The 15010-nt window shown below is 72.9% G+C and carries 15 protein-coding genes; 3 read left to right on the top strand and 12 right to left on the bottom strand.

Annotation, left to right across the window (positions count from 1 at the left end):
* Positions 1-158: 158 nt before the first annotated feature.
* A complete protein-coding gene (locus HUT12_RS16510; protein ID WP_176093948.1) occupies positions 159-1115 on the top strand; it encodes a LysR family transcriptional regulator in 957 nt (318 codons plus the stop codon).
* Here HUT12_RS16510 and HUT12_RS16505 read toward each other — a convergent pair.
* From HUT12_RS16505 to HUT12_RS16470, 8 genes are read right to left on the bottom strand one after another with little or no spacing between them, the layout of a single operon-like run.
* On the bottom strand, positions 1076-2278 hold the full coding sequence (locus tag HUT12_RS16505; RefSeq protein WP_176093947.1) for a VWA domain-containing protein: 1203 nt from the start codon (positions 2276-2278) through the stop codon (positions 1076-1078). The two genes, HUT12_RS16510 and HUT12_RS16505, sit on opposite strands and share 40 nt — an antisense overlap.
* Positions 2275-3231 (bottom strand): SRPBCC family protein, encoded by a 957-nt coding sequence (locus tag HUT12_RS16500; RefSeq protein WP_176093946.1) that lies wholly within the window; start codon positions 3229-3231, stop codon positions 2275-2277. The genes HUT12_RS16505 and HUT12_RS16500 overlap by 4 nt, the downstream gene beginning before the upstream one ends.
* Positions 3228-4097 (bottom strand): MoxR family ATPase, encoded by an 870-nt coding sequence (locus HUT12_RS16495; protein ID WP_176093945.1) that lies wholly within the window; start codon positions 4095-4097, stop codon positions 3228-3230. Before HUT12_RS16495 ends, HUT12_RS16500 begins: the two co-directional genes overlap by 4 nt.
* Positions 4094-4672 carry an NTP transferase domain-containing protein gene (locus HUT12_RS16490; RefSeq protein ID WP_131053987.1) on the bottom strand — a complete coding sequence of 193 codons (579 nt, stop codon included), beginning with the start codon at positions 4670-4672 and terminating at the stop codon, positions 4094-4096. Before HUT12_RS16490 ends, HUT12_RS16495 begins: the two co-directional genes overlap by 4 nt.
* Positions 4673-4674: 2 nt before the next feature.
* Positions 4675-5544, bottom strand: coding sequence for an XdhC family protein (locus HUT12_RS16485; protein WP_176093944.1), 870 nt, complete (start codon positions 5542-5544; stop codon positions 4675-4677).
* Positions 5545-5553: 9 nt separating this feature from the next.
* Entirely contained in the window at positions 5554-7944 is a 2391-nt protein-coding gene (locus tag HUT12_RS16480) for an aerobic carbon-monoxide dehydrogenase large subunit (protein ID WP_176093943.1), read from the bottom strand.
* On the bottom strand, positions 7941-8489 hold the full coding sequence (locus tag HUT12_RS16475; RefSeq protein WP_176093942.1) for a (2Fe-2S)-binding protein: 549 nt from the start codon (positions 8487-8489) through the stop codon (positions 7941-7943). Before HUT12_RS16475 ends, HUT12_RS16480 begins: the two co-directional genes overlap by 4 nt.
* Before the next feature lie 2 nt (positions 8490-8491).
* Complete coding sequence (locus HUT12_RS16470; protein ID WP_131053981.1) at positions 8492-9364, bottom strand: xanthine dehydrogenase family protein subunit M; 873 nt, start codon at positions 9362-9364, stop codon at positions 8492-8494.
* A gap of 121 nt (positions 9365-9485) precedes the next feature.
* On the opposite strand from HUT12_RS16470, the gene HUT12_RS16465 reads away from it, so the two are divergent.
* Positions 9486-10559 carry an XdhC family protein gene (locus tag HUT12_RS16465; protein ID WP_176093941.1) on the top strand — a complete coding sequence of 358 codons (1074 nt, stop codon included), beginning with the start codon at positions 9486-9488 and terminating at the stop codon, positions 10557-10559.
* 26 nt (positions 10560-10585) lie between these two features.
* On the opposite strand, the gene HUT12_RS16460 is transcribed toward HUT12_RS16465, so the two are convergent.
* Positions 10586-11584, bottom strand: coding sequence for an NAD(P)-dependent alcohol dehydrogenase (locus tag HUT12_RS16460; protein WP_176093940.1), 999 nt, complete (start codon positions 11582-11584; stop codon positions 10586-10588).
* A gap of 127 nt (positions 11585-11711) precedes the next feature.
* Positions 11712-12161 (bottom strand): MarR family winged helix-turn-helix transcriptional regulator, encoded by a 450-nt coding sequence (locus HUT12_RS16455; RefSeq protein ID WP_176093939.1) that lies wholly within the window; start codon positions 12159-12161, stop codon positions 11712-11714.
* Between the two features lie 56 nt (positions 12162-12217).
* Between HUT12_RS16455 and HUT12_RS16450 the strand changes: the two genes are divergently transcribed.
* A complete protein-coding gene (locus HUT12_RS16450) occupies positions 12218-13306 on the top strand; it encodes a GNAT family N-acetyltransferase (protein WP_176093938.1) in 1089 nt (362 codons plus the stop codon).
* Here HUT12_RS16450 and HUT12_RS16445 read toward each other — a convergent pair.
* Positions 13303-14223 (bottom strand): GlxA family transcriptional regulator, encoded by a 921-nt coding sequence (locus tag HUT12_RS16445; protein WP_176093937.1) that lies wholly within the window; start codon positions 14221-14223, stop codon positions 13303-13305. The two genes, HUT12_RS16450 and HUT12_RS16445, sit on opposite strands and share 4 nt — an antisense overlap.
* 8 nt (positions 14224-14231) lie before the next feature.
* Positions 14232-14837, bottom strand: coding sequence for a cysteine hydrolase family protein (locus tag HUT12_RS16440; RefSeq protein WP_176093936.1), 606 nt, complete (start codon positions 14835-14837; stop codon positions 14232-14234).
* Positions 14838-15010 lie beyond the last annotated feature (173 nt).

Below are 15010 nucleotides of genomic sequence, written 5' to 3'. Positions count from 1 at the left end.
GCGGCCGGGGCGGGTGGCTCGTCCGCCCGCCCCGTCGACCGGGCACCAAGGTGGCCGACAGGAGGGTTGGCGACGACGCGGCGTAACGGGCATGATCGTGTTTCGCTGCGAGGGACCGTCCGGATCGTCAGATCGGGGTGGCAGGAGGGACGCCGTCGATGACGCCGGCACAACTACGCGCGTACGTCGCGGTGGTCCGGATGGGTTCGGTCAAACAGGCCGCCGCGCAACTCGACGTCTCCGAGTCGGCCGTCTCGTTGCACATCGCGCAGTTGCGCAAGGAGTTCGGCGACAAGTTGTTCACCCGTACCGCCGTCGGGCTCGCCTTCACCCCCGGCGGGCTGCGGCTGGCCAGCCGGGCCTCGGAACTGCTGGGCCTGCAGGACCGCACGGTGGTCGAGGTGACCGCTGCGGCGCGGGGACGACGGATGTTGCGGGTCGCCGCGTGCAGCCTCTTCGCCGAACTCGCCGCACCCGGTCTGATCAAGCTGTTCACCCGGCGCGCCGCCGACCTCGACGTCGAGCTGAGCGTGCGTGACGCGGGTTCCTTCGAGACGCTGCTGCTGACCCGCGCCGTGGACATCGCGATCGGTCCGCAGCCGCCGGTGGTCGACCCGGCGATCACCTGCCGGCCGGTGATGAACTACCGGCTCGTGACCGTCGTCGGACCGGAGCATCCGCTGGCCGGAGTGCGGGCGTCGGCGGCCCAACTGCGCGAGCAGACCTGGCTGCTCGGCCCCTCGGGCACCGCCCAACTGGGTGCGGTGCCGGCGATGCTGCGCCGACTCGCCGTGCCCGAGGACCGGCAGCAGATCTTTCAGAGCCACGCCGCCGCGCTCGGCGAGGCGAAACGGGGCAAGGGCATCGCGCCCGCGCTGGCGTTCACCGTCGCACCCGAGGTCCGCAGCGGTGACCTGCTGCTGCTGGCCGGGCCGCACACCCCGGTCGAGGACGGCTGGCACTCGCTGCTGCTGTCCAGTGCGGGTGCGCCCTCGGCCGCCGCGGAGCTGTCCCGGTTCGCCTCCACCTCCCGCGCCATCCAGGCGATGATGCGCGGCGCGGGCGTCAGCGTGGGTCACTTCAAGCCGGCGGTCCACGTGACGCTCTGGAGCTGACCGGCGGCGTCCAGCAGGTCCTGGAACGTACCGGCCGGCAGCAGCCGGTCGCAGTAGGGCAGCGCGGCGGCCATGCCGGCCACCCGGGGGGCGAAACCGGGTGCACCGGCACGCGGGTTCAACCAGACGATCCGGTACGCCCGACGGCGCAGCCGGGCCATGGCGGCGGCGAGGTCGTCGGGCGGGTCGCTGTCCCACCCGTCCGACCCGATCACCACCACGGCACCGCGAACGAGATCGCCGTGGTGGGAGGCGAGCAGCGTCCGCACGTTGGTGGCGATCCGGGTGCCGCCGAAGCGGTCGGTCACCGCCACGCCGGCCCGGTCCACCGCCTCGACCGGCGAGGAGTGCCGCAGCACGGTGGTGAGCCGGGTCAGCGTCGTCGCGAACGCGAACACCTCGGCGTCGCTGACCGTGGCGAACGCCCGCATCAGGTGCAGGTAGGCGGTCGCCTGGGCCCGCATCGACTCACTGACGTCGCAGAGCAGCACCACCCGGCGCGGTCGGCGGACCTGCCGTTCGCGTACCACCTCCACCGGCTCCCAGCCGGTGCGGCGGGCCCGCGCCACGGTCGGTCGCAGCGCGATCCGCCGTCCGGCCGGACTGACCCGGTGCCGCCGGGTACGCCGGGTCGGCCAGCGGCGCACGGCGGCCCGCAACACCTCGCCGAGCAGCGCCACCTGCCCGTCGTCGAGGTCCTCGAACGGCCGGTCGGCGAGCCCGGCGAGGGCGGCCGGACGCCGCTCGGGCAGGCGCAGCGCCGCGTCGGACTCCTCCGCCTCGGCCACCGCCGGAGGCAGCGTCGCCCAGGGCAGCCCGCCGCCCGAACCCGCGCTGTCGGTGTCGGCGGGCAGCGGCACGTGCACCTCGTCGCGACGACCCGGCCCGGTCGCCGCCGCACGGGTCACCGGCAGCGGCGGCGCGTCGGCGAAGACCGCCTGGAAGACGGCGTCGAAGGTGGCCAGGTCGGCGTGCCGCCGCACCAGGCTGACCCGGGCACTCCAGTACAGCGTCGACCGGTCCGCCGGGGGCGCGGCGACGATCGCGCGGACGAAGTCGTCGACCTGGGTGAGCTCGGCCGGTACGCCGGCACGACGCAACCGGTCGGCCAGCGCCACGGCGAACGCGGCGCGGTCGACGCCGCGCAGCACCCCTGCGGTCACCTGCGGGCGATCAACCAGGCGATCACCGCGCCGACCACGACGAGACCGACGACCAGCGGCACCACGCGCTTGGTGATCGACCCACCGGCGATGCTGAGCAGGTCCAGCGCCTCGTCGTCGTCGCGGTCGGCAGGAGTCGGCGCGGCGGCGCCCCGGGTCACCGGTGCGACGGGGGCCGATGCCGGTTCGGCGACCACGGTCTGCCGCGTGGTCGTGGCGTCCCCGGTGGTCGTCGTCGCGGCGGCGGGGGCAGCGGTCGCGGTCCGCAGGGGGTCACCGCCACCGGCGGTCGCCTCGGTGACGACGGCCTCTGTGGCAGGGGCGAGGTCCACCGGGTTCGGGTGCGCCCCGGCGGTGACGGTCTCCCCCGCTGCCGGTGCGTCGGTCGCCGCTGCGGCGTCGGTCGGGGCGGGCGCGGGGCGCGACGTGGCCGAGGCGGGCGCGGCGTCGGCCACGGTCGGTGCGGCGGCGGGCGGCGCCTCGGTGGCGGGTGCGGCGGTGTCGGCCTCCTCGGCCGCCAGCTTGGCCTCCAGGTTGGTGACGAACTGGGCGAGCAGCTTGCCCGACACCTCCTTGATCATGCCGCTGCCGAACTGGGCCAGCTTCCCCGAGATCCGCAGGTCGGTGTCGACGCTCACCAGGGTCCGGTCGCCGTCGGGACGCAGGGCGGCGGTGACCACGGCGGCGGCGTTCGCCGCCGAGCGGGCGTCGCGGCCCTTGGCGTCGATCACCGCCCGGTAGGCGGCGTCGTCCTTCTCGACGAACTGCGCGGTGCCGGCGAACTCGGAGATGACCGGGCCCACCTTGACCTTCACCTTGCCCTTGTGGACGTCGCCGTCGACGCCGGTGAGACGGGCACCCGGCATGCAGGGGGCGATCCCCTCCAGGTCGGTGAGGACCGCCCAGGCCCGATCGATCGGGATGTTGACCACGAAATCATTGTTGAGCTTCACGATTGACTCTCCTGGAGTGTGCCGAGCGCGGCGGCCACGGTGACGCGGTCGTCGGGGGTCTTGGCGATGGTGCCGATAGTCCGCAGGACGTCGTCACCGGCGAGGTCGGTGGCACCGAGCACGGACAGCGCGGACACCCAGTCGATGGCCTCGGCCATCCCGGGCGCCTTGTCCAGTTCCCGGCCGCGTACGGCACCGACGAACTCGGTCGCGGTGCGGATCAGCGGCTCGGCGGCCGTCGGCACCGCCCGGCGGACGATCTCGGCGGCCCGGTGCGGCTCCGGGAACTCGATCCAGTGGTACAGGCAGCGACGGCGCAGCGCGTCGTGCAGTTCGCGGCTGCGGTTGGAGGTGAGCACGACGATCGGCGGGGTGTGCGCGGTGAACGTGCCGAGTTCCGGGATGGTGATGCCGGCCTCGCCGAGGAACTCGAAGAGCAGCGCCTCGAACTCGTCGTCGGCACGGTCGATCTCGTCGATCAGCAGCACCGGCGGCACCGGCCCCGGATGGCGTACCGCCCGCAGGATGGGCCGTTCCTGGAGGAACTCGGCGCTGAACAGGTCACCGTCGGTCAGCCGGGACCCCTGCGCCTCGGCGAGCCGGATGGCGAGCAGTTGCCGCTGGTAGTTCCACTCGTAGAGCGCCTCACCGGCGGTCAGGCCCTCGTAGCACTGCAACCGGATGAACGTGGTGTCCAGTGCCCGGGCCAGCGCCTTGGCGGCGGCGGTCTTGCCGACGCCGGGCTCCCCTTCGAGCAGCAGCGGCTTGCCGATCCGCACGGCCAGGAACAGCGCCATCGCCAGGCCGTCGTCGGTCAGGTAGTCGACGGCGTCGAGGCGACGCGCGACGTCGGGCGCGTCCTTCACCGGGCCTGCTCCGTCAGCAGTCGCTCGTAGTCGGCGCGGGTGTCCACGTCGATCGGCACCGGCCCGTCCACCGGCAGCTCGGTCACCGGATGACGGCCGGAGTGCAGCAGCTTCCACACGGCCTTGTCGCCGTGCAGGTCGGCGAGGTCGGGGAAGACCGCACGGCCGAACCGGAACGGGTGCCCCGGCCCGTCGGCGTACCGGCACACCCCGAGCGGCGCGTCCGTGGCGGCGAGCCGCCGCACGTCGTCGGCGCGGACGCCGGGCTGGTCGCCGAGGAGCAGCACGAGCGCGTCGGCGCGCGGGTCGACCGCCCGCACGGCGGTGCTGATCGACGAGCCGCACCCGGTGCTGAAGGCCGCGTTCTCCACCACCTCGCACCCGGTCAGGTCGACCCGGTCCCGGACCTGGTCCGCCGCGCCGCCGAGGGTCACCAGCAGCTGCCCGAAGCCGCACGAGCGGGCCAGGTCCAGGGTCGCGTCGAGCAGGGTCCGCCCCCGGTACGGCAGCAGTTGCTTGGCCTCACCGAGACGCACCGACGCCCCTGCGGCGAGCACCAGACCGGTCACGTTCACGGCTACCCGCCCGTGAAACGCGCGAGGCATCCGGGGCAGCAGAACCAGTGGTCCGTGCCGTCCACCCGGGCGTGCGGGGTGTCCGGTCCGACGGCCACCGTCATCCCGCACACCGGGTCCACCGCCTGCTGAGGACGGATCACGGGCGCACCCGCCGGGGGCCGCAGGTCGTCGCGCCGGACCGCGCGCACCACGTCGGCCATGATCGCCAGGGCGATCTCCGGCGGAGTTCGCGCACCGATGTCCAGCCCGGCCGGCGCGTGGACGCGGGCCCGTTCGTCGTCGGTCAACGTCAGCTCGTCCAGCAGCGCGGCGGCCCGCTTACGGCTGGCGACCAGCGCGACGTGGCCCACGCCCGCGTCCAGCGCGGCCCGGATCGCCTCCGGCTCGCCCTTGCCGAGACCGGCCACCACCACGGCCGTGGCGCCGGCGTAGTCACCGGTCTCGACCACCTCGAAGTCGAGGAAGCGTGCCAGCGTCGCCACGGCGGCGCCGATCGGGCTGGTGCCGGCCACCCCCAGCACCGCCGCCGGCAGCATCGGCCGGAGGAAGATCTCGACCGCGCCGCCGGAGTGGCACGGGTTCACCACCACCCGCGCACCCGGGGTGTCGGGGAAGGTGTCCGTGCCGTCCGGCAGCACGCGCAGCAGCAGGGTGCTGCCGTCGCGCAGGGTGTCCAACGCGGCGGCACGGACCGAGTTCTCGGCACACGCCCCACCGACGAAGCCCTCGATCGACCCGTCCGGCAGGATCACCGCGTCGTCACCCGGCCGCGCCGACGTCGGTTCCTGCGCGCGGACCACCGTGGCGTGCACGAACGGTTCCCGGGCGGCGCGCAACGCATTCGCCCGGTCGGCGATCGTCGTCGACATGTCGCCTCCTCAGATCGGCGGTCGGGCCTGGCCGCGCATGGCGTCCCAGACCCGCGACGGCGTCAGCGGCATGTCGGCGTGCCGGACACCGAAGGGCTTCAGGGCGTCCACGACCGCGTTGACGATCGCCGGTGGTGAGCCGACGGTGGCCGACTCCCCCACGCCCTTGGCGCCGATCGGGTGGTGCGGCGACGGGGTGACCGTGTAGCCGGTCTCCCAGTCGGGCACCTCCAGCGCGGTCGGGATGAGGTAGTCCATCATGGACGCGCCGAGGCAGTTGCCGTCCTCGTCGAAGGCGATCATCTCCATCAGCGCCATGCCGACGCCGTCGGTCAGGCCGCCGTGCACCTGCCCCTCGATGATCATCGGGTTGATCCGGGTGCCGCAGTCGTCGACCGCGATGAACCGGCGCACCGTCACCTGGGCCGTGCCCGGGTCGATGTCCACCACGCAGATGTACGCCCCGTGCGGGTACGTCAGGTTCGACGGGTTGTAGCAGATCTGCGCCTCCAGTCCGCCCTCGATCCCGTCGGGCAGGTCACCGGCGCCGTGCGCGCGCATGGCGATGTCCTGGATCGTGACGGACTTGCCCGGGTCGCCCTTGACGTGGAAGGTGCCCTTCTCCCACTCCAGGTCGGCGACGGACACCTCCAGCATGGCCGAGGCGATGATCTTCGCCTTGTCCCGGACCTTGCGGGCGACCAGCGCAGCGGCGGCCCCGGAGACCGGGGTGGACCGGCTGCCGTACGTGCCGAGACCGAACGGGGTGTTGTCGGTGTCGCCGTGCACCACGTCGATGTCGTCCGGCGGGATGCCGATCTCCTCGGCGATGATCTGCGCGAAGGTGGTCTCGTGGCCCTGTCCCTGCGACTGCACGCTGAGCCGGACCACGGCCTTGCCGGTCGGGTGTACGCGCAGCTCGCAGCCGTCGGCCATGCCCAGCCCGAGGATGTCCATGTTCTTGCGGGGACCGGCGCCGACGGCCTCGGTGAAGAACGCGATGCCGATGCCCATCAGCTCGCCCCGAGCACGCTTCTCCTCCTGCTCGCGGCGCAGCTCGGCGTAGCCGGCCATCTCCATGGCCAGCCGCATGGTCGGCTCGTAGTCGCCCGAGTCGTAGACCCAGCCGGTCTTCGTCGTGTACGGGAACTGCTCGGGCTGGATGAAGTTCTTCAGCCGCAGCTCCGCCGGGTCCATGCCCAACTCGTCGGCGAGACAGTCGACGATCCGCTCCACCAGGTACACGGCCTCGGTGATCCGGAACGAGCAGGCGTACGCGACACCGCCGGGAGCCTTGTTGGTGAAGACCGCGGTCATCTTGCAGTAGGCGGCCTCGATGTCGTAGCTGCCGGTGAAGACGCCGAAGAACCCGGCCGGGTACTTGACCGGCGCGGCGGTGCCGTTGAAGGCGCCGTGGTCGGCGAGCACGTTGGTGCGGATGGCCAGGATCTTGCCGTCCCGGGTCGCCGCGATCTCACCGCGCATGATGTAGTCGCGGGCGAAACCGGTGCTGATCAGGTTCTCCGAGCGGTCCTCCATCCACTTCACCGGCTTGCCGGTGACGATCGAGGCGACGATGGCGCAGACGTACCCGGGGTAGATCGGCACCTTGTTGCCGAACCCGCCGCCGATGTCCGGCGCGATCACCTGGATCTTGTGCTCGGGGATGCCCGCCACGATGGCGTACAGGGTGCGGTGCGCGTGCGGCGCCTGGGTGGTGGACCAGAGCCGCAGCTTGCCCTCGATCGGGTCGAAGTCGGCGAGCGCGCCGCAGGTCTCCATCGGCGCCGGGTGCACGCGGGGGTAGACGATGTCCTCGCTGACCACCACGTCGGCTCGGGCGAACGCGGCCTCGGTGGCCGCCTCGTCGCCGGTCTCCCAGTCGAAGCAGTGGTTGTTCGCCTTGCCCTCGAGGTCGTCGCGGATCACCGGGGCGTTCGGCTCCAGCGCGCGGCGCACGTCGACGACCGGGTCGAGGATGTCGTACTCGACGTCGATCAGTTCCAGCGCGTCGCGGGCGGCGTACCGGTCCTCGGCGACCACGAAGGCCACCTCCTGGCCCTGGAAGCGCACCTTGTCGGTGGCGAGCACGGCCTGCACGTCGTTGGAGAGCGTCGGCATCCAGGCGAGGTTCTGCTCGGCCAGCATCGCCCCGGTCACCACCGCCTTGACCCCGGGCGACGCCTCGGCGGCGCTGGTGTCGATGGAGACGATCCGGGCGTGCGCCACCGGCGACCGCAGGATGGCCAGGTGCAGCATGCCGGGCAGTTGCACGTCGTCGACGTAGCGGCCCCGGCCCCGGACGAAGCGCGGGTCCTCCTTGCGGAGCATCCGGCCGTACCCGACCGGCTTCTGGTCGTTGTCGTGGAACGTGTCCACGGGCTCGTGCACGGTCGTCATGCGGGGCTCCCGGCAGGCTGGCCGGCGTCGGAGATCTCGCCGGCGGCGGGTGATTCGGTGGACTCGACGACCTTGGCGGCGGCGGCCTGCTCGTGCACGGCGGCCCAGCGCACGGATCGGACGATGGTGGAGTACCCGGTGCAGCGGCAGATCTGGCCCGAGATCGCCTCGCGGATCTCCGGCTCGCTCGGGTCGGGGTTGCGGTTCAGCAGCGCCCGCGCGGTCATCATCATGCCCGGCGTGCAGAAACCGCACTGGAGGCCGTGGCACTGCATGAAGCCCTGCTGCACCGGGTCCAGCTCGGCGCCGGAGGCAAGGCCCTCGACGGTACGCACCTCGTGGCCGCCGGCCATCGCGGCGAGCACCGTGCACGACTTCACCGGCTCGCCGTCCAGCCAGACCACGCAGGTGCCGCAGTTGCTGGTGTCGCATCCCCAGTGCGTGCCGGTCAGGCCCAGCACGTCCCGCAGGAAGTGCACGAGCAGCAGCCGACCCTCGATCTCCCGGGTGACCTCGACGTCGTTGACGGTCATGGTGACCTGCATGCTCAGCTCCTCGCCCGCTCGGCGGCCCGGCGCAGGGCCCGCTTGGTCAGCTCGGCGGCCAGATGCCGCTTGTAGTCGGCACTGCCGCGTTGGTCGGTGACCGGTTCGCACTGGCTCGCCGCGATCTCGCCGGCCCGCGCGAACACGCTCTCGGTGGGCTCCTGCCCGCGCAGCGCGGCCGAGACCTCCGGGATGCCGGTGGTGTTCGGGCCGACCGCGGCCAGCCCCACCCGGGCGTCGGAGATCACGCCGCCGTCCAGCCAGATCGCCGCGCCGGCCGAGACCACGGCCCAGTCGCCGGCCCGGCGCTCGACCTTCTCGTACGCGCTGCCGCCGCCGGGGCGTACCGGCAGCCGGACCTCGATCAGCATCTCGGCCTCGCCGACCGCCGTCTCGTACGGTCCGACGTGGAACTCCTCCATCGACACGATCCGCTCGACGCCGCCGGGCCCCCGGATCACGCAGCTCGCGTCCAGCGTCGTGCAGACCGCCGACAGGTCCTCCGACGGGTCCGCCTGGCAGAGCGACCCGCCCAGGGTGCCCCGGTTGCGCACGATCGGGTCGGCGATCACCCGCTCCGCGTCGGCGAAGATCGGGAATGCGGCGGCCAGTTCGGCGGACTCCAGCAATTCACGGTGCCGGGTCAGTGCGCCGATCCTCAACTCGTGCCGGCCGGGTCGGATGTAACCGAGTTCCGGGTGCAGATCGTTGATGTCGATCAGATAGTCGAAATTGGCCAGGCGCAACTTCATCATCGGCAGCAGGCTGTGCCCACCGGCGATCAGCCGGGCCGTTCCGCCCAGCCGTTCCAACAAACCTATGGCCTGGTCCACACTGGTGGCGCGCTCGTACTCGAACGGTGCCGGAACCTGCATGATGTCGCTCCTCCGCGGTCCCGCCAGAATCTGGTCGGGCCCGTTTCCAAAGTCAACGTCGACCTAAGCAATTGCTTAGGTCGGGTTGACGATCACACCGGCGGCCACGGATGGTGCAACCATGCGGGACATCGCGGACGGACTGACCGACTGGCGTGCGGCCGGCGTCGCGTTCGCCGTGGCGACCGTCGTCCGCACCTGGCGCTCGGCGCCCCGGCAGCCGGGCGCCACCATGGCGGTCAACGCCGAGGGTGAGGTGCTGGGCAGCGTCTCCGGCGGCTGCGTCGAGGGCGCGGTCTTCGAGCTGTGCCGGGAGGCCATCGAGACCGGCAAGGCGCGGACCGAGATCTACGGCGTCAGCGACGACGACGCGTTCGGCGTGGGCCTGACCTGCGGCGGCACCATCGAGGTCCTGGTGCAGCCGGAGGTGACGCTGACCGAGACCGACGCGGTGCTCGACGCGATCACCGTCGGCCGGCCGGTGGCCACCGCGTCGACCGGGGACGCCCAGCTCGTGGTCTGGCCCGACCGGGTCGCCGGCAGCCTCGGCGATCCCGACCTGGACCGCGCGGTGGCGCAGCAGGCCGCCGGGATGCTGGCGCAGGGCAGCACCGGCACCGTCCATCTCGGTACGCACGGCGAGCAGCGCCGCGACGAGGTGTCGGTCTTCGTCCAGTCGTACGTGCCGCCGCCCCGGATGATCGTCTTCGGCGCGATCGACTACGCCGCCGCCGTCGCGCGGATCGGCCGCTTCCTCGGCTACCACGTCACGCTCTGCGACGCCCGCGCGGTGTTCGCCACCCGGAAGCGCTTCCCCGACGTCGACGACCTCGTGGTGCGCTGGCCGCACGAGTACCTCGCCGCGACCGTCGTCGACGAGCGCACCGTGCTCTGCGTGCTGACCCACGACCCGAAGTTCGACGTCCCCCTGCTCCAGGTCGCCCTGCGCACGCCCGCGCGCTACATCGGCGCGATGGGCAGCCGCCGTACGCACGACGACCGGATGCGCCGGTTGCGCGAGGCGGGGGTGGACGAGGAGACCCTGACCCGGCTGCGCTCCCCGATCGGGCTCGACCTCGGTGCGCGTACCCCGGAGGAGACGGCGGTGGCCATCGCCGCCGAGATCGTCGCCGGGTCCTGGGGCGGCTCGGGTCGTCCGCTGACCGAGCTGGACAGCCCGATCCACCACGCCTGAGCGCCCACCGCACCGCCGATCCCGGCTCAGACGGTGATGACGACCTTGGCGCGAGCGTGCTCGCTCTCCAGGTACCGCATCGCCGCCGGCACCTCGGCGAGCGGATAGGTGCGGTCGACGACCGGGGCGACCAGACCGGCCTCGACCAGGTCGCGCACGCCGGCCAGCAGTTCCCGGCTCGGTGGCGTCGCGAGCAGTTCCCACCGCTCACCGGTGACGCGCGCCGCCACCTGCGCCCGCAGGAGCAGCGCCATCGGCCCGACGAGGGCGGGTCGGCCCCGGAAGGTCCCGCCGCCGGAGAGCACCAGCGTGCCGCCGGGAACCAGTGCGCGTCGCAGGTCGGCCAGGGATCGGTTGCCGACCAGGTCCAGCAGGACGTCGTAGCGGCGGCCGAGGCGGGCGAAGTCGTGGGTGGTGTAGTCGACCACGTGGTCCGCGCCGAGCGACCGGACCAGGTCGACGTTGCGGGTCCGACACACCGCCGTCACGGTGGCCCCGAGCGCCTTGCCGATCTGGACGGCGAACGTCCCCACACCGCCGGAGGCGCCGTTGACCAGCAGGTGCTGCCCGTCGCGCAGCCGCCCCACGTCGCGGACGCCGAGCAGGGCCGTGTTGCCGGCCAGCGGCAGTGCGGCGGCCTGCGCGACGGTGAGCGTCGCCGGTGTCGACTCGACCCGCGCGGCGGGTACGCAGAGGTACTCGGCGAACGCGCCGTGCAGGTCGCCGGTGTCGCCGTACACCTCGTCGCCGGGGCGGAACCGGTCGACGTCGGCGCCGACCGCCTCGACGGTGCCCGCGAAGTCGGTGCCCCGGATGACGCGCCGGGGCCCGCGCAGCCCCATCATCTGCGGCGCGGCCAGCCGGGCGAGGTAGGGGTCGCCCCGCAGGACGTGCCAGTCCCGCGCGTTCAGCGCGGCCGCGTGCACCCGCACCAGCAGTTCGTCGGCGGCCGGGACCGGCCGGTCGACCTCCTGGAGCCGCAACACGTCGGGTGAGCCGTATCGGTGCGCAACGATCGCCTTCATGTCGCCATGGTGTCGCTCGCGGCGGGGCGACTCATCGGCACACGGGCCGCCACCGCACCGGTCCCCGGCAGGAGACCGTACGGCCGAAAGTACGGCGCGGTACCCGCCGACGCCGGTCGGGTGGTGTTCAGTCCGGCAGGTCGGCGATACGGGTGGAGAGGTCGCGCAGCAACGCCAGCTCGTCGGCGTCGAGGTGGTCGAGGAAGCGGGTTCGCACCGATTCCACGTGCGGCGGCGCGGCGCGTTCCAGCACGCCGAAGCCGTCGTCGGTCAGGCGCAGCAGGCAGCCCCGGGCGTCCTGCGGGTCGGGTTCCCGGGCGACGAGCCCCCGGGCCTGCATCCGGGTGGCGTGGTGGGAGAGCCGGCTGCGCGACCACTCCATCTTGGCGGCGAGGTCCTTGAGCGCCCAGCGGCGGTCCGTCTTCTCCGACAGCGTGCTGAGCACCTCGTAGTCGGCCGGGGAGAGGCCCGAGTCGCGGACCAGGTCCCGGTCCAGGCGGGCGGGCAGCGCGACGAGCAGACGCCGGAACGCCCGCCATGCCCGCTCCTCGTCGGCACTGAGCCACGGTGTCGCCATGTCACCACCGTACCCGTCGTTGACATGTCATCGAAACTCCGGCTACGTTCGTTGACATGTCATCGACCGTTCCGTCCGCACCCCTGCGCGTCCTCGTCATCGTCGCGAGCACCCGACCCGGCCGACTCGGCCCGGCCATCACCGACTGGTTCGTCCGGGCCACCGCGCCGGACGCCGCCCGGCACCGGACCCGGGTGGAGGTCGCGGACCTGGCCGACGTCGGGCTGCCGATGTTCGACGAGCCCGAGCACCCGTCACGCGGCGAGTACGCGCACGACCACACCCGCGAGTGGAGCCGCCGGGTCGCCGACGCCGACGCGTTCGTGGTGGTCACCCCGGAGTACAACTTCGGCATGCCGGCGGTGCTCAAGAACGCCTTCGACTTCCTCTATCAGGAGTGGGCGTGGAAGCCGGTGGCCTTCGTCAGCTACGGCAACACCTCGGCCGGCACCCGCGCGGTGCAGATGGCCAAGCAGGTCGTCACCACGCTGCGGATGGTGCCGATCGGCGCCACCGTCGCGCTGCGCCTCGCCGAACACACCCGCGACGGCCGGGTGCTCGACTCCCCCGCGCTGGCCGACGGCGCGCGTAGCGTGCTGCGCGAACTCGACCGGGTCGCCCGGGCCCTGCGTCCGCTGCGGGCACCCGCGCTCCCGGAGCTCACCGCCGGGCCGGTCGAGGGGCTGACCCTGTCCGAGGTCCGGGACGAGGACCTGGCCGAGCTGTTCGTGCTCCAGCGCTGCTGCTGGGTGCAGGAGGCGATCGTCAACGACACCCTCGACCTGCCGCCGTTACAGGAGTCCTTCGCGGATCTGCGCGCCTCCACGTCGACCTGGCGGATCTGGTGCCTGCGCCGCGACGGTCGCCTGGTCGGGTCGGTGCGGGCCCGCGCGGACGGGGACGCGTGGCTGGTCGGCCGCCTGATGGTCGCCCCCGACCAGGCGGGCGGCGGGATCGGCTCCTGGCTGCTCGCGCACGCCGAGTCGCAGGCCCCGGAGACCACCACGCACCACGCGTTGTGCACCGGCCACCGCAGCACCCGCAACATCGGGGTGTACGAACGGGCCGGCTACACGGTGACCGAGGTCGACGCCGCACAGGGCGTCGTCCACCTGGTCAAGCGGCGCCCACCGGTGAGCAGCTAGCCGACGGCGGGTGCCGTCCGGGCCCGCAGTCGGCGCAGCATCCGGGCATCGGCGAAACCGACCGCTCGGGCGGCGGCCTCCGCGGTGACGCCGTGCCCGATGAGGTGTTCGGCGCGCTCGACGCGCAGCAACTGCTGGTACCGCAGCGGGGTGAGCCCGGTCGCGGCACCGAACAGGCGGGTCAGGGTGCGTTCGCTGACCCCTGCCGACTGGGCCAGCTCGCCCAGCGGCAGCGGCTCGGTGAACCGCTCGTCGAGCAGGTCCTGGGCCCGGTGCACCACGTCGCTGAGGTGGGCGCGGTGCCGCAGCATGACGCTGTCCTGCCGTTCGTGTCCGTTACGCCGCGCGTACACCACCATCTCGCGGGCGACCCGCGCGGCCGGGGCCGGTCCGTGGCGCGTCGCCACCAGGTGCAGCGCCAGGTCGATGCCACTGGCGATACCGGCGGAGGTGGCCACCCGGTCGTCGACCACGTACAGCCGGTCCCGCAGCACCGTCGCCGCCGGATACCGACGGGCCACCTCGTCCTGCACCTCGTGGTGGGTGGTGCACCGCCGCCCGTCCAGCAGCCCCGCGCGACCTAGGGCGTCGGCGCCCGCGCAGACGCTCACCACGGTTCCTCCGGCGGCGTGGTGTGCGACCAGCCGGCCCAGGGTCGTGGTGTCCAGTCGTCCGGTGCCGGGCGAGGCCGGTGACCGCCAACCGGGGACGACGACCAGGTCGGCCGGGCCCAACGCGGGCCAGTCGACGCGGGCGCGCACCGGCAGCCCCTGTGCGGTCACCACCTCGTCCTGCTCGGCGACGTACCGCAGGTGGTACGGGTACCCCTGGTTCGCCGCCGTGGAGAAGACCTGCGCCGGACCGGCCAGGTCGAGCAGGTGCACCTGCGGCACGAGCAGGAACACCACCGTGGTCATCGACGGCCTCAGCCCGTGGCGACGGCCACCGCCGCACCGGTCAGCTCGTCGACGGTACGGATGGTGGCGAACCGCCCGGCCAACGCGTACTCGGTGCGCGCGATGATCTCGTCGGTGCCGAGCGTGCGCGGGTCGGCGAGGATCTCGGCGAGCGGTCGACCGGCCGGGGCGTCCCGGTGCGCGATCGGGGTGGTGGCGGTCGCGTCGACGGCGAACGTGACCGCGTAGCCGAGATCCGCCGCGACCCGGGCGGTGGTCTCGCAGCACTGCTCGGTCCGGATTCCGCAGATCACCAGCTCGCGTACCCCGGCGACGGTGAGCAGCTGGTGCAGTCGGGTGGTGGTGAAGGCGTTGTGCGCGTACTTGGTCAGGACCGGCTCGTCCGCGGCGGGCCGCAACCCGTCCATTGGCCGGACGAAACCTCGGGCCGGGTCGAACACGTCACCGGTGCCCGGCTCGGCGTGCAGCACCCAGACGACCGGGTCGCCCCCGCCGCGTGCCGCGTCGACCAGACGGCTCACCTGACCGACGATGCCCGGGTTCGAGGTGGCCGCCCAGATCTCCTGTCGCCGGAACGACTCCTGCACGTCGATGACGAGAAGTGCGCTGCTCATGGCATCCATGGTTGCCCACCGAATCCGGCCCCCACCAGCCACGATCGGGCTGGGCTGCGGACCGATCCGGTCACCGGCGAGCGGCCGTGGTCGGTGGTCCGGCATCCGGCCGCCGCACGTACCCCGGCGGAACTGCTGGTCACCGGTTGATACGGTCGCCCGCGACGCCGATG

It is taken from the genome of Verrucosispora sp. NA02020 (genome assembly GCF_013364215.1).
Lineage (GTDB): Bacteria > Actinomycetota > Actinomycetes > Mycobacteriales > Micromonosporaceae > Micromonospora.
Note: the sequence above shows the minus strand (reverse complement) of the source record. Positions and strands in the feature narration are given on the sequence as shown.

Bases quoted from the DNA above. Each gene is read 5' to 3' on its own strand.
- HUT12_RS16460 (WP_176093940.1), bottom strand. From the start codon at position 11,584: ATGAAGGCGATCGTTGCGCACCGATACGGCTCACCCGACGTGTTGCGG.
- HUT12_RS16465 (WP_176093941.1), top strand. From the start codon at position 9,486: ATGCGGGACATCGCGGACGGACTGACCGACTGGCGTGCGGCCGGCGTC.
- HUT12_RS16440 (WP_176093936.1), bottom strand. From the start codon at position 14,837: ATGAGCAGCGCACTTCTCGTCATCGACGTGCAGGAGTCGTTCCGGCGA.
- HUT12_RS16445 (WP_176093937.1), bottom strand. From the start codon at position 14,223: ATGACCACGGTGGTGTTCCTGCTCGTGCCGCAGGTGCACCTGCTCGAC.
- HUT12_RS16475 (WP_176093942.1), bottom strand. From the start codon at position 8,489: ATGCAGGTCACCATGACCGTCAACGACGTCGAGGTCACCCGGGAGATC.
- HUT12_RS16485 (WP_176093944.1), bottom strand. From the start codon at position 5,544: ATGTCGACGACGATCGCCGACCGGGCGAATGCGTTGCGCGCCGCCCGG.
- HUT12_RS16455 (WP_176093939.1), bottom strand. From the start codon at position 12,161: ATGGCGACACCGTGGCTCAGTGCCGACGAGGAGCGGGCATGGCGGGCG.
- HUT12_RS16470 (WP_131053981.1), bottom strand. From the start codon at position 9,364: ATGCAGGTTCCGGCACCGTTCGAGTACGAGCGCGCCACCAGTGTGGAC.
- HUT12_RS16510 (WP_176093948.1), top strand. From the start codon at position 159: ATGACGCCGGCACAACTACGCGCGTACGTCGCGGTGGTCCGGATGGGT.
- HUT12_RS16450 (WP_176093938.1), top strand. From the start codon at position 12,218: ATGTCATCGACCGTTCCGTCCGCACCCCTGCGCGTCCTCGTCATCGTC.
- HUT12_RS16480 (WP_176093943.1), bottom strand. From the start codon at position 7,944: ATGACGACCGTGCACGAGCCCGTGGACACGTTCCACGACAACGACCAG.